The following is a 25,911-nucleotide window of genomic DNA, read 5'->3' on the forward strand; positions in this document are numbered from 1 at the left end:
ATTTTAATGGTTGATTCTTCTTATATGTGTGCTTCTAGTGCTTTTGTTCCTAGAGTTTCTTATTCCAGGTCGATTGATTTAAAAGATTCTTTGTTGGATTTGGTTAAAGTCCAAAAGGGGTCATATAATTCCTTTACTCCTAATAATGAGAGTAATGAAAGACTTGAAGCTATCTTTCATACAATTTTTCCAATATCTGATCCTTTGCATAGGGCTACTATCGAATTTTTGAATTGTAGGGTAGATGATCTTAAGTATAGTGAGTCTGAATGTATAAAACGTGGTATAACTTTTTCTGCTCAGGTTATTGCTTCTATACGTCTTGTTATTATGCAGGATGGTGTTTCTCTTGAAAAATATCAAGAGATTAAAGAAGATGATGATCATTCTAAGCTTGCAACTGTTATAAAATCTGCTGAAGAGCAGGAGGTTCGCTTTTGTGAACTGCCTATGATGACTGATAAAGGTACTTTCATCATCAATGGCGTAGAGAAAGTTATCGTTTCACAAATGCATAGATCTCCTGGAGTGTTTTTTGATAGTGATAAGGGAAAAACTTACAATTCTGGCAAATTGATCTATTCTGCTAGAGTTATTCCTTATAGAGGTTCTTGGCTTGATATTGAGTTTGATGTTAAAGATCATTTGTATTTTCGTATTGATAGAAAGAGAAAGTTGCCAATATCAGTTTTATTAAAGGCTTTGGGCTTATCAAATAATGACATACTTAATAAATTTTATGAAAAAATAGAGTATATAAAACATAAAAGTGGCTGGAGAGTACCTTTTTCCCCTGATAAATTCAAGGGAGTGAGGCTTCCTTTTGATTTAAAGAATGTTGAAGGCAATGTGTTACTTAAAGCTAATGTTCGTATTACTTCAAAATTAGCTAAAAATCTATATGATAACGGATTGAAAGAGTATCTAATTCCTTATGATTCTATATGTGGTTTATTTCTTGCAGAAGATTTAATAGATAGTGCTAGTTCTACAAAAGTCTTATCTGCTGGTGAATCTATAAAATTAGAGGATATAAAAAAGCTTGAATTATTATCTATAGATAAAATATCAGTGTTGAACATAGATAATGTTTCTGTTGGACCTTACATATTAAACACACTTTTCTTAGATGAAAACATGTCTTATGAGAACGCTCTATATGAAATATATAAGGTCTTGCGTCCTGGTGAAGTTCCTGTTTTAAAGATAGTAGAGGAGTTTTTTCGTAATCTTTTCTTCAGTTCGGAATATTATGATTTGTCTAACATTGGTAGATTAAAACTTAACTCTTGCCTTGGGTTAAATTATGAGGAAAATTTAACTACTTTAACACATGAAGACATTATTGAAATTATAAGAAAAATAGTATTGTTACGTGATGGTCAAGGATCTGTAGATGATATTGATCATTTAGCAAATAGAAGAGTCCGTTCAGTTGGAGAGTTTATAGAAAATCAATTTAGAACTGGATTATTAAAATTGGGACGGGCAGTAGTTGATTCTATGTCTACTTCTAGTTTAGATAAAGTCTCTCCATCTGATTTTATAAATCCAAAAGTGTTAACCAATGTCTTAAGAGATTTTTTCAACTCTTCCCAATTATCTCAATTTATGGATCAGACTAATCCATTATCTGAAATAACACATAAAAGAAGGTTGTCAGCGTTAGGTCCTGGTGGTTTAACAAGAGAGAGGGCGGGATTTGAAGTGCGTGATGTTCATCCAACTCATTATGGAAGAATTTGCCCTATTGAAACTCCTGAGGGGCAGAATATAGGCTTAATTAACAGCTTAGCTATATACGCTCGTATTAATAAATATGGGTTCATTGAAAGTCCTTATAGGAAAGTAGTTAATAAGGTTGTTACTGATCAAATTGAGTATCTGTCTGCTATAGATGAAGGTTTATATTATATAGCCGATACCAGCGCAAAGCTTGATGAGAACAACTGCTTTGTTGATGATATGTTATACTGTAGGTATGCTGGTACCTTTGTAATGGTAAATAGTAATCAAGTAAGTTACATTGATTTATCTCCTAAGCAGGTAATATCGGTTGCTGCTTCTTTAATTCCATTTTTAGAAAATGATGATGCTAATAGAGCGTTAATGGGTTCAAATATGCAGCGTCAGGCTGTACCTTTATTGAAGCCTACTGCTCCTTTGGTTGCTACTGGCATGGAATCTTTCGTAGCTTCTGGCTCTGGTGCTGTAGTTTTAGCAAAACGTGGTGGCATAGTTGACAGCTCAGATAGTAACTCTATAGTTATACGTGCTTTTGACAAAGGAGGAATTAACTACTTGGATGTAGATATTTATCATCTAAGAAAATTTCAGCGTTCTAACCATAATACTTGTATTAACCAGAAACCACTGGTGCATGTAGGTGATTGTGTTAAGGAAGGTGATGTGATAGCTGATGGTCCTGCTATTAATAACGGTGAATTGGCACTTGGCCAAAACTTGCTAGTCGCTTTTATGTCTTGGCAAGGTTATAATTTTGAAGACTCAATCATTATTTCTAGTGAAGTTGTTAAAAAAGATCTATTTACTTCTATTCATATAGAAGAATTTGAATGTGTTGTACATGACACTCCTTTAGGGTCGGAAAAAATAACTCGTGCCATACCCGGTGTTAATGAAGAAAATCTTTATCACTTGGATGATAGTGGTATAGTAAAGGTTGGTACAAGAGTTGGTCCAGGTTATATTTTGGTGGGGAAAGTTACACCTAAGCATTCTCTTTCATTGCCTCCTGAGACAAAATTGTTAATGACAATTTTTGGTGAAAAGTCATTTGATTGTGTGGATTCCTCTTTATATACATCTCCAGATATTGAAGGGATAGTGATTGATGTGCAGGTCTTTACACGCAGAGGGGAAGAAGAAAACGAAAGGGCGTTTCTTATTAAACAAAAAGAGGCAAACGACTTTGAGAAAGAACGAGACCATATAATCAATGTTATTAATCAATATTTCTATGATGAATTAAGAAAAATTCTTATTAGTTCTGGCTCTCAAGATCGAGAAAGTATTAATTTTATTGAACGTGAGGGATGGTGGGATATAGGATTGAAAAACCAATCTATTTCTAAGCAAGTTGAGAGCTTAAAAAAAGATTTTGATGAAAAAGTATCACATGCGATAGCAAACTTTAAGCGAAAAGTAGAAAAATTGCATGAAGGCTATGATCTGCCTCAAGGTGTGTCGATGTCAGTAAAAGTTTTTATTGCTGTAAAACATAGTTTGCAGCCAGGGGATAAAATGGCTGGTAGACATGGAAATAAAGGTGTGATTTCTCGAGTTGTTCCAGTAGAAGATATGCCTTATTTAGAAGATGGTACTCCTATTGATATTATTCTTAACCCTCTTGGCGTTCCTTCGCGAATGAATGTAGGTCAAATATTGGAAACGCATGTAGGTTGGGCTTGTAAAAAATTAGGAGAAAAAGTAGGCAATATTCTTGATGAGATCAATAAAATCAAACGTGCTTTTTGTGAGGCAATTAGATCTCTCAGTGATGATGATTTTGAAAAATTTGCAGCATTATATCTTGATAATAAAAAATTTGAGGATATTAATGATGATGAAATAACGGCTTCTATTTTAGATACGCCTAATAAGGATGAATTAAATAATGAATTGACTACATTAGTAGAGAATTATTTCAACTCTTGTAAAGATGCACACAGTAGTTTACGTCACTTCCTGATTGAGGTTTATAGTTGTGGCAGTAATTTATCTATTTGTAATAACATTCGCGATATTAATGATAATCACCTCATTGAATTTGCGTATAAGTTGCGTGATGGCATTCCTGTTACTGCACCTGTATTTGAAGGTCCAAAAGATGAACAAATAGTAAAGCTATTTGAACTTGCTGGATTGGATAACTCTGGGCAAGTTGTATTATATGATGGTTGCTCGGGTGAGAAGTTTGATCGCAAAGTTACAGTTGGTTACATGTACATGCTTAAGTTGCATCACTTAGTAGATGGTAAAATTCATGCGCGTTCAGTAGGACCTTATAGTTTGGTTACTCAACAACCTCTTGGAGGAAAGTCTCATTTTGGTGGTCAGCGTTTTGGTGAAATGGAATGTTGGGCACTGCAAGCCTACGGTGCTGCTTACACTTTGCAGGAAATGTTAACTGTGAAGTCTGATGACATTAATGGCAGGGTTAAGATTTATGAATCGGTAATAAAAGGTGACAGTAACTTTGAATGTGGAATTCCTGAATCCTTTAATGTCATGATAAAAGAGTTGCGTTCCTTGTGTTTTAATGTGGATTTGAAGCAAAATGACATAGTAATTGAAGATATATCTCACACTAATATCGCACAATCTTTTAATGAGGTTAGCATTTCCATTGCTAGCCCTGAAAGTATTAAACGTATGTCTTATGGAGAGATAACAGATGTTTCAACTGCAAACTACCGTACATTCAAAGTTGAGAAAGGTGGATTATTTTGTCCTAAAATTTTTGGTCCTGTCAATGATGATGAATGTTTATGTGGAAAGTACAAAAAAAGAAGACATAGGGGCCGTATATGCGAAAAATGTGGAGTAGAAGTTACATCTTCTAAAGTAAGAAGAGAAAGAATGGGTCATATAGAGCTTGCATCTCCTGTTGCTCATATATGGTTTTTGAAGTCACTTCCTTCAAGAATTGGAGCATTATTAGATATGTCTCTTAGAGATATCGAAAGTATTTTATATAGTGATAATTATGTTGTAATAGATCCTCTTGTTTCCTCTTTTGAAAAAGGTGAAATTATTAGTGAGAAAGCTTATAATGAAGCTAAAGATAGCTATGGGGTCGATAGCTTTATAGCTATGCAAGGTGTTGAAGCTATAAGAGAATTGCTAATACGCCTTGATTTACATGAAATTAGGAAGAATTTAAGACAGGAGTTAGAGTCTGTTGCTTCTGAAATGAGAAGAAAGAAAATTATAAAGAGATTACGTATTGTTGAAAATTTTATCAAGTCTGGAAACAGACCTGAGTGGATGATACTTACAGCTATACCTATTTTACCACCTGACTTGCGTCCCTTGGTATCGCTTGAAAGTGGTCGACCTGCAGTTTCTGATTTAAATCATCATTATAGAACTATTATTAATAGAAATAATAGATTGAGAAAATTGTTAAGTTTGAATCCTCCTGAGATTATGATTCGTAATGAGAAAAGAATGTTACAAGAGGCAGTTGATTCTCTTTTTGATAATAGTCGTCGTAATGCTCTGGTAAATAAAGCTGGCGCTACTGGATATAAAAAGTCTATTAGCGATATGCTGAAAGGAAAGCAAGGTCGTTTCCGTCAGAATCTTTTAGGAAAAAGGGTAGATTATTCTGGACGTTCTGTAATAGTTGTTGGTCCAACTTTAAAACTAAATCAGTGTGGATTACCGAAAAGAATGGCTCTTGAGTTATTCAAGCCTTTTGTTTACTCAAGGCTTAAAATATATGGAATGGCTCCAACTATTAAATTTGCTAGTAAGTTAATAAGAGCAGAAAAGCCAGAAGTCTGGGATATGCTTGAAGAAGTAATAAAAGAGCATCCTGTTTTGCTAAATAGAGCGCCTACGCTACATAGGCTTGGTATTCAGGCTTTTGAGCCAGTCCTTATTGAAGGTAAAGCAATACAGCTTCATCCACTTGTTTGTACAGCATTTAACGCTGACTTTGATGGTGATCAAATGGCGGTACATGTGCCAATTTCATTGGAAGCTCAACTTGAAGCTAGAGTGTTGATGATGTCAATTAATAACGTTTTAAGTCCTTCTAATGGAAGACCGATTATAGTTCCTAGTAAAGATATAGTGCTTGGTGTATACTACCTAACTTTACAGCAACTTAAGGAGGATGATTTACCACTTTTCTGTTCTTTTTGTGAAGTTGAGCATTCCTTAAACAACGGTACTCTACATATTCATTCTCATATAAAGTACAAAATGGAATACATCAATAGCGATGGAAACATTCAGTATAAAACTATTTGTACAACTCCTGGACGTTTAATATTATGGCAGATTTTTCCTAAACATGAGAATCTAAGCTTCGATTTAATAAATCAGGTATTAACAGTTAAGGAAATAACTAGTATTGTTGATTTAGTATATCGTAGCTGCGGTCAAAGTGCTACAGTGGTATTTTCTGATAAATTGATGACACTTGGCTTTGAGTATGCTACATTTTCTGGTACTTCTTTTAGTCGTTGCGATATGGTCATACCTGAAACTAAAGCTACACACGTTGATTATACAAGGGGTGAAATTAAGAAATTTTCTGCACAGTATCAAGACGGACTAATCACTAAAAGTGAGAGGTATAATAAAGTTATAGATGAGTGGTCTAAGTGCACAGATATAATAGCGAATGATATGTTAAAAGCGATATCTGTGTATGATGAAAATAGTAAGTACAATTCAATATATATGATGGTTAGCTCAGGTGCAAGAGGTTCTACTTCCCAGATGAAGCAGTTAGCAGGAATGCGAGGGTTAATGACCAAACCTTCTGGTGAAATTATAGAAACACCTATAATTTCTAATTTTCGCGAAGGATTAAATGTATTTGAATACTTTAATTCTACTCACGGTGCGCGTAAAGGTTTAGCTGATACTGCACTTAAAACTGCAAACTCTGGATACTTAACTCGTCGCTTGGTTGATGTATCTCAAAATTGCATAGTTACAAAACATGACTGTAAAACGAAAAATGGCCTTATTGTAAGAGCTATAGTTGAAGGTAGTACTATAGTTGCATCTCTAGAGAGTGTTGTACTGGGTAGAACAGCTGCAAATGATATATATAACCCAGTAACCAAAGAGTTATTATTAAAAGCAGGGGAATTAATTGATGAAGGTAAAGTAAAGCAAATCAACATTGCAGGTCTTGATGCTATAAAAATTAGATCGCCTTTAACTTGTGAAATAAGTCCTGGTGTGTGTTCTTTGTGTTATGGAAGAGACCTTGCAACTGGTAAAATTGTTTCAATAGGTGAAGCAGTTGGTGTTATCGCTGCTCAATCTGTTGGAGAGCCAGGTACTCAGTTAACGATGCGTACTTTCCATATAGGTGGGGTAATGACTAGAGGTATTGAATCCTCAAATATTATAGCTTCTATTAATGCTAGAATAAAACTAAACAATAGTAATATAATTATAGATAAAAACGGAAATAAAATTGTGATAAGCCGTTCCTGTGAAGTCGTTTTAATTGATAGCCTTGGTAGTGAAAAATTGAAGCACAGTGTGCCTTATGGTGCTAAACTTTATGTAAATGAGGGTGAGTTAGTAAAAATTGGTGATAAAGTTGCGGAATGGGATCCGTATACACTACCTATTATTACGGAAAAGAGTGGTACAATATCTTACCAGGATTTAAAAGATGGAATTTCAATCACTGAAGTGATGGATGAATCTACAGGAATATCAAATAGAGTAGTAAAAGATTGGAAATTGCACTCTGGTGTAGCTAATTTACGTCCTCGTATTGCACTGCTTGATGATAATGAAAAAGTAATAACACTTTCAAGTGGTGTGGAAGCATGTTACTTTATACCAGTTGGTGCAGTGCTTAATGTACAGGATGGCCAAAAGGTTCATGCAGGTGATGTTATCACAAGAACGCCGAGAGAGTCAGTTAGAACTCGTGATATTACTGGTGGCTTGCCTAAGGTCATAGAATTATTTGAAGCACGTCGTCCTAAAGAGCATGCTATCGTTAGTGAAATAGATGGCTATGTAACGTTCTCTGAAAAAGACCGTAGAGGAAAACGCAGTGTAGTAATTAAACCTGTAGATGAGCAAGCTTCTCAAGTTGAGTATTTAGTATCAAGAAGTAAGCATGTAATAGTCAATGAAGGTGATTTTGTGCGTAAAGGTGATTTATTGATGGATGGCGATCCTGATCTTCATGATATTCTACGTGTGCTTGGGTTAGAAGCGTTAGCACACTATATGATTTCTGAAATACAGCAAGTTTATAGATTGCAAGGTGTGCGCATAGATAATAAGCATTTAGAAGTGATCTTAAAGCAAATGCTACAAAAAGTAGAAATTACCGATCCTGGTGATACTATGTACTTAATTGGAGAAAATATCGACAGGCTGGAAATTGATAGAGAAAATGATGCTATGAATAACTCTGGAAAACGACCTGCTCATTATCTTCCTATTCTGCAGGGAATTACTAGAGCAAGCCTTGAAACTAATTCCTTTATTTCTGCTGCCTCTTTCCAAGAAACAACAAAAGTACTTACGGAAGCAGCATTTTGCGGAAAGAGTGATCCTTTGAGTGGGTTAAAAGAAAATGTTATAGTAGGAAGGTTAATTCCTGCTGGTACGGGTCTGATTATGAATAAGGTGAAAGCACTTTCGCTTTGTGAAAATATAGATAAATATGAAAAATATTTTGATATTGAGACTTATGACGAAAAATTGCTGAGTGATAATAGTTATCAATTACATTCTGATGAAGAAGAGAGTGTGGTGGCATCGCACTATGATCAGTCAAATTGAATATATCTAATGAGGTAGTATGTTTAATCTGTTTTTAACTAAAAAAATCAATTATATTTTCTTTCACCTCTGTGCTGTCTATTATGTTATTTACTCTTACACGAAATTCAGATGAGTTTTGAAGCCCGCTACTGTACCATCCTATATGTTTGCGGGCCATCTTTATTCCTGTATCGCTTCCATAGTACTCAAGAATACTGTCATAATGCTTGAGTATTATGCTTAATCTCTCTGAGGCTGTTGGCTCACAAACTTTATTTCCACTCAAAAAGTTTATTGCTTGATTAATCAGCCAAGGTTTGCCGTAAGCACCACGACCTATCATTACTCCATCTGCCCCAGATTCTTTAAGTGCACTTTGAACATCATTCAAACTCTTAATATCTCCATTTACTATAACTGGAATTTTTACCTGCTCTTTAACATTTCTAACGAATTTCCAATCTGCTTGACCATTATAAAGCTGTGCCCTTGTCCTTCCATGTACAGTAATCATCTTTGCTCCCAAATCTTCTGCAATTTTTGCCAAGCGCGGAGCATTACGATTTTCGTCATTCCATCCAGTAAGCATTTTTACTGTAACTGGCACACTCACTGCCTTGACTACAGCTTCTATTATCTCAGCAGCCTTTTTTTCATCACGCATAAGTGCTGACCCTGCGTAACCGTTTACAACTTTTTTAACTGGACAACCAAAATTTATATCTATGATTTTTGCACCCATGCCCTCATTTAACTTTGCAGCTTCCGCCATAACATCAGGCTCACAACCAGCAAGTTGTACAGCGGTTAGTTCATCGACTTTTGCTTTTTGCATGCTCTGGCGAGTTTGCATGATCATAGCTCTGCTTGCAATCATTTCTGAGACTAGCAAACTTGCACCAAGTTTCTTTACAATACTCCTAAATGGATAGTCAGTCACTCCAGACATTGGCGCTAAAATAACTGGAGAATCAATCGTCAAACTTCCTATTTGTAGGGACATAGATTTTATAGATTAATTACTTAAGCCCAAACGTCTTGCACACGTTGTAGTAACATTTTGAATAATCGAACTTATGGTAGATTGTGCCTCCTCTTTCTTACTATCTTCAGAAATGAGCTGCTGTATAGTATCATGTAAAATTCCACCTTCAGCAATGGATTCTTTCCACTCTTCATCCTCCATAAGTGCTTTTGCGAACTCTCTTCTCTTCTCGTGCAATTGTCCTGGCCTAGGCTTGTACTTTGATAACTCTCTGTCAATTTCATCAAATGATTTATCCTCGTTGAGCATTTCCGTAATCCTATGAGCATTTTCTAAAGCAAATACTCCACAATTACAGCCATCTTTTTGCTGATCAACCGCAGAACTCTTTATGCTATCATTTCCTATCTCTAAGGTTTCCTGCAATATGCCCACTATATAACTAGTATCAATTGGCTTACTAACTAACTTATTTCTATATTCTCTTGCATGACCTAATGTTTTTTCAACATCATCTTTTTTCTCTTTAAGGCTAGCATTATCTGGATTATTTTCTCTTTTCCGTATTAAACTTCCCACCTCATTATTTAAGGGTACTAGACACTTCTCAGCAATCTCATTAGCAAGACTTATATCGTCTTTTACCTTTCCTTCAACCTCATTTGGTAATTTATTACCAAATGAGTCACAATAATAAGCTCTAAATTGTCTGTTACCATTACATGTGACTATCAGTGTTACCCAGTGATTTCCTCCTAAATTAATAATCGAGGCAAAGATTTTTTTTGTGTTCCCTTGTTCTATTTTATACTCTTTCAGTTTTGAGTTTAAAGTACTCACATCACCAGGAATACAAAAAGCTACATTGCCACTTGAATTTTCTGAATAGTTATATACAGCTCTTGCAATATGAGAAATATCATGTTCTTGTAGCCAGTAATAGTAATTTTCTCTATTTGTCTGATGCATAAGAGTTTGTAAATCTTCATGAAACTCTTTGCCACCCAAACCACTATCTCCTGAAGCATTAGAATTTCTACGACTATTGTTACTTGAGGCAGGTTCACTTCCTGGTACAATACCACTATCTGTAGATGGAGAATAGGAATTTCTACGTACCCTCTTATCCGAATCATTTGTTTGTCTTGATATAGTATCTAGTCCACTATCCAGTGATTTACTTCTTGTGAATTTTTGCTCTTTTGGACTCTTTTCTTCCTTTACAGTTCCTTTTTCATCAACATAACCTTTTACCAAGTAAAATAAAGGTTCAATAACCATCTTGTATGTCGCTGCAAGCACTATTCCCATTAAGATCCAAGCTATAGGGTTGGAGATGAGCATAGCAAGTGGTAAGGTTAAGAGGAAAGATCCCATTATCAATCCCAAACAGCCAATGGTAAATGTAGTCGCCAAATATATACAAAAAGCGTAGACAGCAAATCTTCCACTAGCCTTAAGTTTAGTGAAGTGAGTACTCTCTTTAGATTTATTGTATCTTTCTATGATGGCTAACATATTATATTTCAAGTTTATCAATTCTAGCAAATTATGAAGGTAAAATCAATATTAGCATTTATATGTAAAAATATTGAGCATTCAAAGCTTTTGAAGTAGAGTAATGATGTTAGTAATAGCACAACATATGCATGATATAGAACATATACGCAAAAACCCTAAAGGATTTGAAAAAGCAATAAAAAGCAGAGGGGTGAAAGAATTTACTGCAAAAGAAATATTAGATGTTGATGATGAAAGAAGATTACTGACTACTACATTGCAAGATTTAAATAGGCAGCGCAATGAAATCACAGAGGAAATAAAGAAGCTTAAAATGAGCAAGAGCCCCTGTGAAAATGATGTAGAAGTGTCAAGAAACATAACAAATGAGATAAAAGCAATCAGCTTAAACGAGCAAACGGAGAAAGATAACTTAATGAAGATCTTATCTAACTTACCAAATATCCCTGCACAAAACGTGCCAATAGGTGAAGATGAGAGCTCCAACGTAGAAATCAGAAAATATGGAGAAAAAAGGCAATTTAGTTTTATGCCAAAATTTCATTATGAACTCGGAGAAAGGTTAGGCTTGATGGATTTTGAACAAGCAGCAAAAATTTCTGGATCAAGGTTTACAATACTAAAAGGACAGTTAGCTAAGCTTGGACGAGCATTAATAAATTTTATGCTGGAAACACATGTTAATGAATTTGGTTATACTGAAGTGCATCATCCAGTTTTAGTAAAGGATAGGGCGATGTATAATGTTGGTCAACTACCAAAATTTTTTGATGATTCATATTTAACTACCGATAAATTAAGATTAATTCCCACAAGTGAAGTAGTTTTAACAAATTTAGTTGCTGACAAAATAATAGAAGAAAAAGAACTGCCTATTCGTTTTACTGCATATTCAGAATGTTTTCGTAAAGAAGCTGGTAGCGCAGGACGAGATACAAGAGGTATGATAAGGCAACACCAATTTGGTAAAGTGGAGTTGGTAAGCATCACAACTGAAGACCAGTCAAATGATGAGCTTGAACGCATGACAAATGCTGCTGAGGAAATATTAAAAAAATTAGAACTACCGTATAGAATAATGCTGCTTTGTAGTGGTGATATGGGCTTTGCTGCACAAAAGACTTATGATATAGAGGTATGGTTACCTGAGCAAAATAAGTACAGAGAAATATCAAGCTGCTCAAATTGCGGTACGTTCCAGGCAAGAAGAATGAACACTAAATACTTCTTAGAAATTGACAGAAAAACAAAAAAATACGTTCACACTTTAAACGGCTCAGCTTTAGCCATAGGAAGAACAATTGTTGCCATAATGGAGAACTATCAAAATTCCGATGGGTCAGTTACAATACCAAACGTGTTGCAAAGATACATGAGTAATGATACTGTTATAAGCAAACAATAATTTTGACATATAGAAAAGCGAGGAAATAAAGATGAAGGTTTTGGTTATAGGTTCTGGTGGGCGTGAGCATGCTTTACTTTGGGCTTTAAAGAAGTCTCCTACCTTGACTAAGTTATATGTTACTCCTGGTCGCCCGGCCATGGAAAATTTTGGAGTTCTTGTGAATATAAATATTCAAGATTCAGTGGATGTTATACAATTTTGCAAGAAAGAAAATATAGAGCTAGTAATTATTGGTCCAGAGCAACCGATAATTAATGGACTTGCTGATGATTTAGCTGCAGAGGGAATAAATGTTTTTTCTCCAAGTCAAGCAGCTGCAAAACTTGAGGCATCAAAGTCTTTTACGAAGGAACTATGTAAACAGTATGGTATACCAACTGCAAAGTATGAGCGTTTTATTGATGAAAGGTTAGCTAAAAATTTTGTCCGTAGTAATAAAATAAAATTTCCGCTTGTAATTAAAGCAAATGGAATTGCAGCAGGGAAAGGCGTCATAATATGCCACACAGAAAATGAAGCTTTTTCAGCAATAGATTCAATGCTAGTGGAGAAAAATCTTGGTGAGTCAGGTGAAGAAATAATCATAGAAGAGTTTTTAATTGGAGAGGAAGTAAGTTTTTTTGCTCTTATTGATGGGTTGAAGGTAGTAACCCTTGGGTGTGCAAAAGATTACAAGAGAGTTGGTGAAAATAACGAGGGACAAAATACTGGAGGCATGGGGTCATACTCATCACCTTCGATTATAAGTAAGGAGATGGAGCAAAAAATTATCCAAAAAATAATATATCCTACAATTCAAGCACTGACTAACATGGGAACATCCTATAAAGGCGTACTCTTTGCTGGTTTAATGATTTGCAAAGATAGTCCAAAGCTTCTTGAGTATAATGTTAGGTTTGGGGATCCGGAAATACAATCTATTTTACCTAGACTTGATCCAAATTGTGATTTGTTAAAGTTGATGTTGTCAGTTGCAGAAGGCAAGTTAAATACAAAAATGGTGGAGTTTAATCACAAAACTACAGTTTGTGTAGTTGTTGCAAGTAAAGGCTATCCTGGTGATTATCAAAAAGGAGAGGTAATTAAAGGATTGGATAAAATTGAAAACATTCCTGGTGTGCTAGTTTTTCATGCTGGTACTAAGTTGGATGAAAGTGGTAATTGGATTTCCGATGGCGGAAGGGTGCTAAATATAGTAGGAGAAGGAAATACTGTGGAAGAAGCTAAAAGTAAAGTGTACTCAGCGTTAAATTTTCTAGAATGGTCAGGTGGGTTCTTCAGGTATGATATTGGTAGTTAATTTAGCTCATGCAGAAACAAAAAAAGTCACTTTGCAAGTAGTAAACTAAAGAAAAACATCGTATTTGTTCAGATTCATGTGAAACCAGTGCTTCTTTTCTTGTCATGAAAGTAGCTGACACTGGGATCCAGGTTGATGAAAGCACACTAGCATAGAAAGTGGTTACAACGTTTTCGATGAGATTATATGGAAAACTGGATTCCAGTGTCAAGCACTGGAATGACACCGTCTATTATGCAAATTACCTGCTAATTGCAATGTTCGTACAGATGTGGGTCACGCGCTGGAATAACACCCTTGGTGATAACAACTAAAGAAAAACATCAACTAGGTTTATAGTCTATCACTACTGTTTTTGCAATTTTGTCATTAAGGAACTGTTTATACTTATCAAATGTTGCAAACAATATGATAATAATTGGTAAAATTATAAATAGACTAGAAATACTCAATATTGTATAAAAAATTATAAAATATAACACTCCAAAAGTTCCTGTTCTGATTATTGTTTGTGTTATAGTGATTTTTTCAAGTGTATTTTTGTCTTTTATATGCATACGAAGCAATAATTGTCCCGGAGTTCCGCCGAATTCTATTATCGTAAATGCATAAAATGCTAATGCCAATATTAGCGCTGTTACATTAAGAATTGTTGCGTTGTCTGAAATTATTTTAACCGCATTGGGTGTTAAAGAACCTAAGGTACATCCAACGTTAAATCCAATAAAATACTTTATCGCCGTTAATAAAATATGATCAAACGCAAATGCAAAAATGCGTCTCGTAACTCTTGCATAGCTTATTTTAGTATCCATACAACCCCACCCGCATTACTAACTGACATAAGAACATGTTATTAAATAACTGTAAATATGTCAACTTGTACAGTACTAGCTGCTTGTGCCACTATATTATTTGAATTAACATTAAATCATTTACAGTTAAGGAAGTTATGTCAACATCAGTCACAGTTGCGTATGGTGATGGTATCGGACCAGAAATTATGGAAGCGGTGCTGTCGATATTGCGTGAAGCGAAAGCAAAGATTTCAGTAGATATTATTGAAATAGGAGAGTGTGTTTATAGTAAAGAATGGTCTCACGGCATTTCTCCAAGTGGTTGGGAATCTATTGAAAGGACAAAGATATTACTAAAATCTCCGACGACAACTCCTCAAGGCAAAGGGCACAAAAGCCTAAATGTGGCGCTCAGAAAGAACCTAGGGTTATATGCAAATATCAGATCATGCATTTCATATCATCCTGTTATAGAAAATAAATTCGGTAAGTTTGATATCGTAGTAATACGCGAAAATGAAGAAGATGTTTACACCGGAATAGAGCATAGGCTCACTGGTGACTCGTACCAATGCACTAAAATTATTACTAGATCTGGCTCAGAAAAAATATGCAGGTACGCTTTTGAATATGCGAAAAAACATAACAGAAAGAAAGTAACTTGCCTGACTAAAGACAACATAATGAAAATGACTGACGGCGCTTTTCATGCAGCGTTTGATCGTATTGCAAAAGAATATCCGGATATAAAGGCGGAACATTATATAGTTGATATTGGAATGGCACGTGTTGCCACAGAACCCGAGAATTTCGATGTTATAGTAACTGAAAATCTATATGGCGACATATTATCAGATATAGTGGCACAAACCTCAGGTTCTGTAGGGCTTGCAGGAAGTAGCAATATAGGTAATGAATATGCAATGTTTGAAGCGGTTCACGGCTCTGCTCCTGATATTGCAGGAAAAAACATAGCTAATCCTTCTGGTCTTTTAAATGCTGCAGTGCATATGTTGGTCTATATCGGTCAAGTGAGTACTGCAAAGCTAATTTACAATGCATGGTTAAAAACCTTAGAAGATGGAATACACACTGCTGATTTATATAAGGAGAAAAAGAGCAAGCAGAAGGTTGGGACAAAAGAATTTGCACAAGCTGTTATAGATAATCTAGGAAAGGAACCTGCAACATTACCTGAGCTTATAATTAGCAGTGATTTGGATAGTAAAATAAATAAAGTACAAGACCATTACGAACAAGATTACAAAGTTAAAAAGCTAGTGGGTAGTGATATAGCGCTTGCTTGGGACAAATCCAACAATTTTGATCAAATAGTAAGATTATTTGAATCGAGTAATCTGAAAATGATAGCAATATACTCAAAAGGACTTGCAATTTGGCCAGGAGGCTCAAAATCTTCAAGTGACCAAATAACCTGCAGGTTTATCGCAAATAATGAAAAGCAAGCTATTACAAATATTGATGTGAATAACTTGCTAATCAAACTTGAAGAAAATAGCTTTGACGTGGTGAGAATGGATAAATTGTATTTATATGATGGAAAAGAGGGTTTTTTCTCCTGATTATTGTTTAATGTTTTTGTGTTTGCGTAAAACACTAAATATGATATATTTATGTGAGGAATAGTAATGAGTCAACATTTTAAGTTAACTAATCAGGAGTTTCGTGATAATGCTAATCTGTTCGACATATTAGAAATAGAAGCTAAGCAAGTTGTAGACAAGAATTATGAAGAGCTTAGCGCAATTTTGAAGAAGCAGCATAAGAAGTTAATTCTTGTAAACCATCCTGACAAAGGTGGAGACAAAAATAGATTTGATCAGATTTATAAAGCTTATCAAGAGCTAAAAAAGTACATTGAACCTTTGGAGTCAGGAAATCCTTGTGTTAAAGTCAGTGTTGGTGCTGAAAGTAATGGACGTTTAACGGCAAGAGAGTTTCACTATAGGAGAAAGTTGTTTAACGAGCTAAAAATCAGTGAGGAAGAAGCTGTAGGTAAAGATTTTGATGGGTTGATTGCTATACTAAAAAGAAATGATTGTTCGTTTGGAGAAGACCTAAAAAGCTATAATGAACTTCAGGCTCAAATAGAGAGGATTTTGCTAAATCCAAATTTAGATAATTTTCAGAAGAGTGTACAAAGTGCAAAGTTAATGCAAGAGTTATATCAATATATAGCAAAGCCAAGCATACAATTATTCAATTATATTACTCCTCTAAAAGAAAAGAGAAGCCTAATTGAAGAAGATAAAAAGACATTAGCATTGAAATTTATAGAGCGCAAAAATGCTCTAATGTTAGTACCAAAAATAAGTTTTCTGCCTTTAGCTATATTAACTACAATTACTATAGGTTGCTATTTTTCATGGTGGATCATAGCACTTAATATCATTATTAATAACGCCTCTCGTTTATTAGTAGGTCATTATATGAAAAAGTATGCCAATTCAGAAATTTCTACTGATGAATTCATAAGTAAGATGAGCTATATCGAGCTAAGCAGTAAACTTCTTATCAACTATCCTTTAGCTGCTTTTTCTGTTTATTTAGTTACAATAAATTTCATTGCTAATGGATTAACTGTTGGTGGAGCTGTACTTGGTCCACTATTGTTATTGGCAGTATTAATTGAAGCATTAGCTCCTATTTTCTCAAAAGGCTGTGAAATATATGCTGACAAGCACACAAAAGATTTACTAGAAGAGGATCCAAGAGATAGAGTGCAAAAGGAGACTGATCTGTTAGGACGGTATGATCCACGAAAACTGTTAATGCCAATTATCATGCCTCTTGTTAGAAAATGTTTTGCAGAAGTGGCAAGCGAGTTTGCTGAAAGGAATTTTGATGAGGTAAAAACTGATATGTCTGATGTTAATACTGAAGGACTACCTCATCCTCGAGCAATTGAATTTGCACAGCAAACAGTATAGTATAAGCTTTTAGCTCTATGCATGGACTCAAAAAAAGTAGAATTAATATTTGAAAAATTTCAACAGTCAAATCCTGCGCCAAAAATAGAGCTAAATTATACCAATCATTTTACGTTATTAGTTGCAATAGTTCTGTCAGCGCGGACGACCGATATAAGTGTTAATAAAATTACAAAGGAGCTATTTAGTATCGCTGATACGCCAGAAAAAATGTTGAATCTTGGGCAAAGTGAGCTGAGAAAATGCATAAGCAGTATTGGTTTATATAATTCCAAAGCAAAAAATATAATCGGGCTCAGTAAAATATTGATTGAGAGGTACAATAGCAAAGTGCCTACTAATTTCGATGATTTGGTATCTTTACCAGGGGTTGGGAGAAAGAGCGCTAATGTGTTCTTAAATTCAGGGCTTGGTATTCCAACATTGGCAGTTGATACTCACGTTTTTAGAGTGAGCAATAGAGTTGGGCTTGTGAAAGAAAAAGATGTACTTAAAACAGAGCAGTCTCTTTTGAATGTAGTGCCAAAAAATACCTACTTTATGCTCATCATTGGCTAGTTTTGCATGGTAGATATGTTTGCAAAGCGCAAAAACCTTCGTGTGAAACATGCATAATTCATGATTTATGTGAGTTTGAATGCAAGAGGTTAGTATCTCTTCTTTTTTAATTCAAGTAGCTCACAGAGGTGAAAAAGATTACTTTACACATTTTTCCATTTTCCTTATCATGATATGTATAACAATGTTACAAAAAATAATATCATAGAATTCAATAGGATAATTCCTAGAAAACCCCTACATACTAAAAAAAGCAAAATGCTGTTAAAATGAGCTTAAGAATAAATAGCAAACATCTAACATAACAATTCTATTTGTAAATCAGGTGAGACTTATCCTATAGAAAGCTTTCGAACTACGCAAGCGTATCTTTTGCCTTTAGTATTTCTTTAAACCTGCTGCAAAAGAGTGGGAATGGTTATAAAATAGGGAGGTATAGCAAGAGAATAGAGAGGGAAGATGAGCTTAAACTACCATAATCTAAAAGAACATCCGAGAAATTTTCGAGATGTAACAGGTTTGAAAATAGAAGAATTCGAAAAGATTGTAGAAAAAGTGCGCCCAGAGTGGGAAAAAGTTCAAGAACAGAAGAAATGCCATGGAAGAACGTCAAGATTGCCTGTATTGGAAGATAAAATACTCTGTATAATTCTATAGACCTGCTGCAAAAGAGGAGATATTTAAAGAGAGATGTAGCAAGAGGGAATGAGCTTAAATTATCAAATCAACGTTATTCTACTTTACCTCACTAGCATTTTCCTTACCTTGAGCCTTACTATTACTCACAAATATAAACGTTCGTTACATAGCTCTTAATATGTCTAAAGAGACGAAATTTCCCGAATTATTTATAATGAACCCTTACGATCACATTCTGGGGACGTACATCAGAAAACTTTTATATTATTAGTTTTGTAGTAAAATTATATGAGTACATCGTATCTATTAAATCAGAAGCTTTATGGATTACAGATTGAGAGCTTATTTGTTTGGGGTTATCTGGTTTATACTTAGCTTACTTAGTAGTGTAGCTAATGATACTATATCAAAATATCTAAGTTTACATCTTCAGAGTTTTGAAATAATTTTTTTCCGCTTTCTGTTTACCACTATTACCCTTGTACCTTTTATGTTTTACTATGGAATAGAAACTTTTAAAACAAGTCAAATATCTACTCAAATAACCAGGGGTGGGTTGTTGTTTTGTGGAATGACCTTATGGACTTACGGGTTGACTGTTTTCCCCATAGTAACTGCAACGATTATAAGTTTTTCTATACCATTATTTGTTATACTTCTTGCAATCCCTTTACTAAACGAAAATATAATTTGGCAAAGATGGATAGTAACTATTATTGGTTTTGTTGGTATTGCTATTACCACCAAAGCTCATAGTGAAGACTTTAATCCTAAAATTCTTATTTTTATTGTATCTGCGTTAATCTTTGCTATATTAGACATACTTAATAAGAAACTTGTGATAAAAGAGTCAGTAATAAGTATGTTATTTTATTCAGCTCTAACGACAACTATTTTTTCTACTCCACCTTTGTTATTTTATTGGCATATGCCTTCCTTGTTGGAATTAATATTACTGCTGATTCTGGGAATTAATTCAAATCTAATTTTGCTCTTTATGTTAAAAGCTTTTACTCTTACTGATGCTACTGCACTTGCACCTTATAGGTACATAGAGCTAATAATTTCTGCAATAGTAACATACGTTATATTTAATGAATTACCTGATAAAAGTGCTTTATATGGTACTTTGATATTAATACCATCAACCTTATTTATAATTTATTCGGAAGGTAAGGCAATTAAGCAAAATAATGTAACAACAAAAGTTTATAATTGTTAATGGTATTTATTTAAGCTACATTTTTAAGGTGATAGTAAAATGCACATAACTATTATAGGAGTAGGGTATATAGGATTAGTATCTGGTACAATGTTATCGGAGCAGGGCCATAAAGTTGATTGCATTGACATAAATACTGAGAAGATTGAACTTTTGAAATCAGGGAAAATTCCCTTATATGAACCTGGATTAGCAGATTATTTAGAGAATAATATAAAGTCACAAAGGATAAGATTTTTTGATTCGTATTCTCAAATAAATCCCAATGCAGAAGTAGTATTTGTAACTGTAGATACTCCATCAGACTCCCTAGGAAATGCAAATTTAAAGAATGTATATAATGCAGTAAGTGAAGTTTCTGAGAGAGTTAATCAAGATTGCTTAATAGTGATAAAGTCAACTGTTCCTCCTGGTACTGCAGAAAATATACATAATTATTTATCTAATAAGGGCTATAACTTTGATTTAGGAGTTAATCCAGAGTTTCTCAAGCAAGGCTCTGCAGTATCAGATTTTTTATACCCAGATAGGATAATAATAGGAGTAAAAACTAAGCTAGCTAGGGCAAAACTAGAAGTTATATATAGATCATTTATAGATAAGAATATTCCGTTAATAGTCACTGATACAGTTACTGCTGAAATGATTAAATATGCTTCTAATGCCTTTCTAGCAACAAAGGTTGCTTTTATCAATGAGATGGCAGGTTTATGTGAGCTATTAGGAGCAGACATTGACCTTTTAGCTAACAGTATGGGAATGGACCATAGAATAGGTAAGGAATTTCTCAAAGCTGGTCCAGGATTTGGAGGATCATGTTTTCCTAAAGATTTGTCAGCTTTAATAAGGCTTGCTGAAGACCACAATGTTAAGCTACAAATTTTAAATTCAGTTAAGGAATCTAACTATAATCATATAACAAACATTGCTAAAAAGGTAGAATATGTATTAAATGGAGTCCAAAATAAAAAAATAGCGATATGGGGGCTAACTTTTAAGTCTGGTACTGATGATGTAAGAAATAGCCCAGCTATAGATATTGCACAATTGTTAGTGAATAACAAGGCTAAAGTTACTGCATATGATCCAATGGGGATGGATAATGCTAGGCAAGTTCTAAAGGATATAGAGTACGCAGACAATGCTATAGGGGCTGCAAGGGACGCGGAAGCCTTGTTATTGTTAACGGAGTGAAAAGAATTTAAAAATCAAGATTTTGCAAGTTTAAAGAGTATTATGGCTGCACCTAATGTTTTTGATTTCCGTAATTTATTAGATAGTGAGCTGTTACTAAGATATGGTTACCATGTTTATTCCTTGGGTAAAAAATCTATCTACAAAGTTTAACTGTTGAGAAATGTTTTTTACACCGCTTTACTTAGTTTTTTAAGGCCTTTGCTTGATAGTATGGAAAAGCAAACGAGTGCAACAACAGAGCAAATGGAAAAAAATGAAAACATAATACTGTTACCACAGTGCTTAACAAGCACTCCTAAGAGCACGCATGAAAATATTGAACTTGCAATATACCCAAATAATCCTGTTAAGCTTACAATTGCACATACATTATTTTGTGGAGCAATTTCTACAGCTATAACACCTGTCAGTACTTGCACTCCAAATATAAAGAATCCTGATAAGATTGCACCAAGGTTCATAAGAATTATATTTTGACCAAAGTTCATTGCAATAAAAGTGAGTGCTATACCCAACATATAAAGTGATGCCAGCAAGCTTCTATTTTGAAAGAAGTACATATCACTAATTCTTCCTGTGATTAAAGTTCCAAGGATTCCACCTAAATCATATACGCCTGTTATTAGTGAGGATTGTACAAGAGAAATTTGTAATTTATCCTTTAAAATTATAGGAAACCAAAAGAAGATTCCCATTTTTATAATATAAGCACAAAAAGTAGCACAACATAGAAACCATATAGAACTTTTCACTTTGATACCTATCTGAGATTTTTGCACCTTATAATAGGTAGTAAAGTTGGCACTTTCTTTGTAATATGCTTTTAATATTATATAAATTCCAAAAAGTAAGCATAAGAGACCAGAGTACAAAAATGCACTTTTTGCATCATAAATTTTAATTATGCTTGGTAATATAATCAAAGTAACACAAGAACCAAGTTGCTGAGATGCGCTCATAACTCCCCATGATGATGCAATTGAAGAGATGCTAGAGTTTGTAACCATAAACTTGGTAATAGCTGGCCAACCTAACCCTTGTGTCCAAGCTAATAATATTAATGTTAACAGTAATAAAGTTAGATTATTATATGATAAAGTTATACCAATGGTTAATAATCCAGTTGCAATATTGCATAGCCCAAACATAAATAATGGATTATTTTTGGAGTCCATGATTATTCCATTAACGAATTTTGATACTCCATAAAAAAAAGAAAAGCAGGCAAAAAAATAGCTTAATTTTACATGGTCAGTATCTATTAACAGTGGTAGAGCAATTGGTATACTTTGTCTTGATAAATAAAGCAGCATATATCCACAGAAGAATAGCAAATATTGAAAGAAGACAAAGTTCACACCTATTCCCAAATAGCTCTATGCAGATGCTAGCATAATACTATATTGGTATAATATTGTTTGACAAGAAGTTTGCAAACAATTAGTGCAGAAAATTACTTACTTAGTATCTTTCTTATAGCAGATACAGTAGTATTAATATCTTCATAGCTTATATCTCTATGTGTTATAGCTCTGATTTTACCTCTTATGTTAGCCATTCTAATTCCATAATTTGTAACTAGTACGTTTATTAATTCTTGAGTAGATATACAATTAGTACGTAATGAAAAATACGCTATATTAGTTTTGTATAGGTCGATATCAATTATAACTTGATCTATGGAGTCTAGGCCTTCTATAAGGTGCTTCATCTTTTTATGATCTTCCTCTAAACAATTTATATTATTATGTAAAGCATATAAACATGCAGCTGAAATAATGCCAGCTTGGTGCATACCTCCGCCAATTTGAAACTTATAGTACCAAGCTTTTTCAATAAACTCTTCACTTCCAAGCAATATTGCGCCCATTGGAGCACCTAATCCTTTACTAAAATCAATGAATACCGAATCAAAATAACTTGCATACTCTTTTGGAGATATTTTAGTATGAGCACAAGCGTTGAACAGTCTTGCTCCATCTAAATGAGTGAATACGTCATTCTCTTTGCAGAGACTTGAGATCTCTTGAATATATTCTAAAGGCCACACAGCTCCACCACCAAAATTTGTCGTTTGTTCGATAGAAACAAGCCCAACTCTCGGAATATTTCTTAAACTAGGACGAGTAATAAACTCAACAATTTGTTCTCCAGTAAATATTCCTCTCGTACCTTTGATGGGCAAAGGAGTGGCATGTGCCTGGGCTGCGATCAAGCCAGATTGTACTATGAGTGGATGTGAAGTTTCATCAAGCAGCAAGTAATCACCAGGTCTTTGAATGTGTACTTTATAAGCAATTACATTGGACATCGTTCCTGAAATCAAAAAGATTCCTGCAGGTTTACCTAATATTTTACATGCGGTTGCCACTAATTCGTTTACAGTTGGATCTTCACATGCAGCTTCGTTTCCAACTTTTGCTTTAGCCATCGCTTCCCTCATTTTAGCTGAAGGGTCAGTGTTTGAATCGCTAAAGAAATCTATTTTTATTCTCATATTAAATTTAACACAACCTCCTTTATAATTTCAGCAGCTTTCATGATGTCTGTTTCCTTTGTGCCAAGATGGGTAACTGCTCTTATATGAGACTCGAGCCAAGGAAAAAGTAATAAACCATAAGCTTGGCACTTACTCAAGAAAACCTCATTAGTTACATTTAGTGCTTTTATACTAAAGCTTACTATATTAGTTTCTGGATAAGGTAGTACCAGTTTTATGTGTGGAATTTCCTTAATCTTGTCTGCAAACAGTTTGGTGAGTTTATTGTCTTCTTTAAGCCTAGAAATATTGTTCTGTAGTACATACTTTGCTGCATTAGCACAATACCCTATCTGATGATAACCACTACCTAGCCAAACCTGTAGCTTTTTAGCCCTTTCAATTATCTCTCTTTTACCCATAAGCATTGAACCAAAAGGAGCGCCAAGTCCTTTAGTAAAAGAAAAGCTCATTGTATCCACATATTTAGCATAATCTGCTAAAGCAATATTTGTTTCGATATGAGCATTAAATATTCTTGCACCGTCTAAATGAAGATTTACATTGTGAGCTTTTAAAAAGTGATATAACTCAACTTGTTTTTCAAAAGGATAAATTTTACCATTAAACCCATTTATACTATTTTCTATAGAAACAAGACTCACCTGAGCAAAAATTTTATACCTCGGCTTAGAATTAATAGCATATTCTACTTCATCAACATCTAAGATTCCGCTATTATTTCTAATACAATTAAATACGATATTATTTACTTTTGCATTACCTGCGCTATCGAAAAAATTAACGTGATAATTATAATGAGTTATTAGTTCATCACCAGGACTTGTTTGACTGGCAATGGCTAATCTATTTGCAAGCATACCGCTGGTTACAAATAATGCTTCTTCTACTTTGAATAATTGTTTGCAATATTCTGATAAGTCATTACAGCTTTTGTCTTCACCATTGACCTTACCCAGAAAAAGTAGACAGAAAGTTAAGACGTTTTTGCTATGAGAATGATGAATCAAAAAGCTCAGGAATGCAATAGTTAATAGTAGAATGTCTACGCTGTTTATTATAAAAAATTTCTATATATTCAAATATTGCGGTTTTAGCTTGTTGTGCAGAGTGTTGTGAAGTATCAATGAGTAACTCTCTCTTAAGTGAACTAAAAAAGCTCTCTGAAACAGCATTATCATAACAACAACCTTTGTGACTCATACTAGAAGTAATATTTTTTGTACTTAGTAAAAATTGATAATTTTTAGAGGTGTATTGCGATCCTTGATCGCTATGAAATAGTAGATTTTTAGCAGATTTGCGCCTACCAATAGCCATGAATAACGCATCTATAACTAATTGCCTATTTACTGCATTACTCATTGACCAGCCAATCACCATGCGTGAATATAAATCTATTATTGCTGCCAAATATAACCATCCTTCATTAGTTTTTATGTACGTAATATCAGTTACCCATATCTTGTTAGGTTGATCAGCGATGAAATTCTGATTTAATATGTTAGGAGTTATAACTCTATTGTCTATTTGTGGTTTTTTACTTTTAAACTTTCGTCTAAGCTTAGCTTGAATGCCATTTTTCTGCATAACATTTTGCACTGTTTTGATGTTATAATTTTTACCTAAAGCCTTTAATTCAGCGTGAATTTTAGGAGCTCCGTATCTGCATTGTGATGCTCGATATACCTTCTGAATATCTTGTATGAGCTCTTCTCTTATTGATTTTTTGTTGTTTTTTTCCTTAGTAATCCATTTATAATAACCACAAGCAGATACGTTCAAAAATCTGCATAATTCCCGTATTTTATAGCAGTTTTCATGTTCTTTTATAAAAGAATATTTTACTCTTTTTGGTTTGCAAAATATCCCAGGGCTTTTTTTAAAATGTCTCTTTCCCTCGTTACTCTTGCCAGCTCTTTCTTTAAATCAAACTTTTCTTTGTCACAATGAGCTACTTTCCCTTTTCCTGGAAACGCATCTACTCCAGACATTCTATCATTGTATGTTTTTACCCATCTGCTTAATGAATCACCGCTAATACCCAAATCTCTTGCTATTTTTGCTGATGATTGACCTGTTTCTTTTACTAGTCTTATAGCTTCAATTTTGAATTCTGCTGTATATTCTTTTCTTTTTGTCATACCACACCTCTTTGAAAAAACGTTTTATTTTACTTCAAAAACGTCTTAACTTTCTGTCTACTTTTTCTGGGTAAGGTCACCATAAGCAAAATCTCCAACAGTTGCATTACTTATTGCATGTATAACGTTGGAGCTCTGCAGAGTTGTAGTGTCACTTCTCAGATCAATAATTTTTTCCATC

Annotated in this window: 13 protein-coding genes and 5 pseudogenes; 10 read left to right on the top strand and 8 right to left on the bottom strand. The window is 34.1% G+C overall.

All coding sequences use genetic code 11. The annotated features are described in order from the left end of the window. The first annotated feature begins 6 nt into the window (after positions 1-6). The gene (locus tag ACQH21_RS07335) at positions 7-8,526 is read left to right on the top strand and encodes a DNA-directed RNA polymerase subunit beta/beta' (protein ID WP_425384160.1); all 8,520 of its coding nucleotides are present in this window, start codon (positions 7-9) and stop codon (positions 8,524-8,526) included. A 34-nt stretch (positions 8,527-8,560) separates the two neighbouring features. Here ACQH21_RS07335 and dusB read toward each other — a convergent pair whose 3' ends face one another. Both dusB and ACQH21_RS07345 read right to left on the bottom strand, forming a co-directional pair. Next, positions 8,561-9,511 (bottom strand): tRNA dihydrouridine synthase DusB, encoded by a 951-nt coding sequence (dusB, locus tag ACQH21_RS07340; protein WP_425384161.1) that lies wholly within the window; start codon positions 9,509-9,511, stop codon positions 8,561-8,563. Between the two features lie 12 nt (positions 9,512-9,523). Then, positions 9,524-11,011, bottom strand: a complete 1,488-nt coding sequence (locus ACQH21_RS07345) for a hypothetical protein (protein WP_425384162.1) — start codon at positions 11,009-11,011, stop codon at positions 9,524-9,526. A gap of 127 nt (positions 11,012-11,138) precedes the next feature. Here ACQH21_RS07345 and serS point away from each other — a divergent pair, with 127 nt between their 5' ends. From serS to ACQH21_RS07360, 3 genes and pseudogenes are all read left to right on the top strand, one after another. Beyond that, positions 11,139-12,419 (top strand): serine--tRNA ligase, encoded by a 1,281-nt coding sequence (gene serS / locus ACQH21_RS07350; RefSeq protein WP_425384552.1) that lies wholly within the window; start codon positions 11,139-11,141, stop codon positions 12,417-12,419. Between the two features lie 31 nt (positions 12,420-12,450). Then, positions 12,451-13,722, top strand: a complete 1,272-nt coding sequence (purD, locus tag ACQH21_RS07355; protein ID WP_425384163.1) for a phosphoribosylamine--glycine ligase — start codon at positions 12,451-12,453, stop codon at positions 13,720-13,722. Positions 13,723-13,905: 183 nt separating this feature from the next. Further along, positions 13,906-13,971 (top strand): annotated as a pseudogene (locus tag ACQH21_RS07360) (WPE palindromic element domain-containing protein); the annotation flags it as partial. Between the two features lie 74 nt (positions 13,972-14,045). On the opposite strand, the gene ACQH21_RS07365 reads toward ACQH21_RS07360, so the two are convergent. Then, positions 14,046-14,537, bottom strand: coding sequence for an RDD family protein (locus ACQH21_RS07365; RefSeq protein ID WP_425384164.1), 492 nt, complete (start codon positions 14,535-14,537; stop codon positions 14,046-14,048). Positions 14,538-14,674: 137 nt separating this feature from the next. On the opposite strand from ACQH21_RS07365, the gene icd reads away from it, so the two are divergent. The 6 genes and pseudogenes from icd (at position 14,675) to ACQH21_RS07395 (ending at position 21,083) form a co-directional block, all read left to right on the top strand. Continuing rightward, positions 14,675-16,102 (top strand): isocitrate dehydrogenase, encoded by a 1,428-nt coding sequence (gene icd / locus ACQH21_RS07370; protein ID WP_425384165.1) that lies wholly within the window; start codon positions 14,675-14,677, stop codon positions 16,100-16,102. 66 nt (positions 16,103-16,168) lie between these two features. Next, positions 16,169-17,470 carry a molecular chaperone DnaJ gene (locus ACQH21_RS07375; RefSeq protein WP_010402333.1) on the top strand — a complete coding sequence of 434 codons (1,302 nt, stop codon included), beginning with the start codon at positions 16,169-16,171 and terminating at the stop codon, positions 17,468-17,470. Positions 17,471-17,491: 21 nt separating this feature from the next. Then, a pseudogene (nth, locus tag ACQH21_RS07380) lies at positions 17,492-18,138 on the top strand (endonuclease III). Positions 18,139-18,487: 349 nt separating this feature from the next. Further along, complete coding sequence (locus tag ACQH21_RS07385) at positions 18,488-18,685, top strand: hypothetical protein (RefSeq protein WP_063630617.1); 198 nt, start codon at positions 18,488-18,490, stop codon at positions 18,683-18,685. A gap of 304 nt (positions 18,686-18,989) precedes the next feature. Next, positions 18,990-19,889 (top strand): DMT family transporter, encoded by a 900-nt coding sequence (locus ACQH21_RS07390; RefSeq protein ID WP_425384166.1) that lies wholly within the window; start codon positions 18,990-18,992, stop codon positions 19,887-19,889. A gap of 39 nt (positions 19,890-19,928) precedes the next feature. Continuing rightward, positions 19,929-21,083: a UDP-glucose dehydrogenase family protein gene (locus ACQH21_RS07395; RefSeq protein ID WP_425384167.1), complete on the top strand. Its 1,155-nt coding sequence runs from the start codon at positions 19,929-19,931 to the stop codon at positions 21,081-21,083. Positions 21,084-21,253: 170 nt separating this feature from the next. Here ACQH21_RS07395 and ACQH21_RS07400 read toward each other — a convergent pair whose 3' ends face one another. From ACQH21_RS07400 to ACQH21_RS07420, 5 genes and pseudogenes are all read right to left on the bottom strand, one after another. After that, entirely contained in the window at positions 21,254-22,456 is a 1,203-nt protein-coding gene (locus ACQH21_RS07400; protein WP_425384168.1) for an MFS transporter, read from the bottom strand. A gap of 83 nt (positions 22,457-22,539) precedes the next feature. After that, positions 22,540-23,583 (bottom strand): threonine aldolase family protein, encoded by a 1,044-nt coding sequence (locus ACQH21_RS07405; protein WP_264704244.1) that lies wholly within the window; start codon positions 23,581-23,583, stop codon positions 22,540-22,542. Beyond that, positions 23,580-24,530, bottom strand: a pseudogene (locus ACQH21_RS07410) (threonine aldolase family protein); the annotation flags it as partial. The pseudogene ACQH21_RS07410 and the gene ACQH21_RS07405, both read right to left, overlap by 4 nt. Positions 24,531-24,576: 46 nt before the next feature. After that, positions 24,577-25,730 (bottom strand): annotated as a pseudogene (locus ACQH21_RS07415) (IS3 family transposase). A 75-nt stretch (positions 25,731-25,805) separates the two neighbouring features. Continuing rightward, positions 25,806-25,910: pseudogene (locus ACQH21_RS07420) on the bottom strand (threonine aldolase family protein); the annotation flags it as partial. Position 25,911 lies beyond the last annotated feature (1 nt).

The organism is Wolbachia endosymbiont (group B) of Eupithecia inturbata (assembly GCF_964030915.1).
In the GTDB taxonomy this organism is placed as follows: Bacteria; Pseudomonadota; Alphaproteobacteria; order Rickettsiales; family Anaplasmataceae; genus Wolbachia.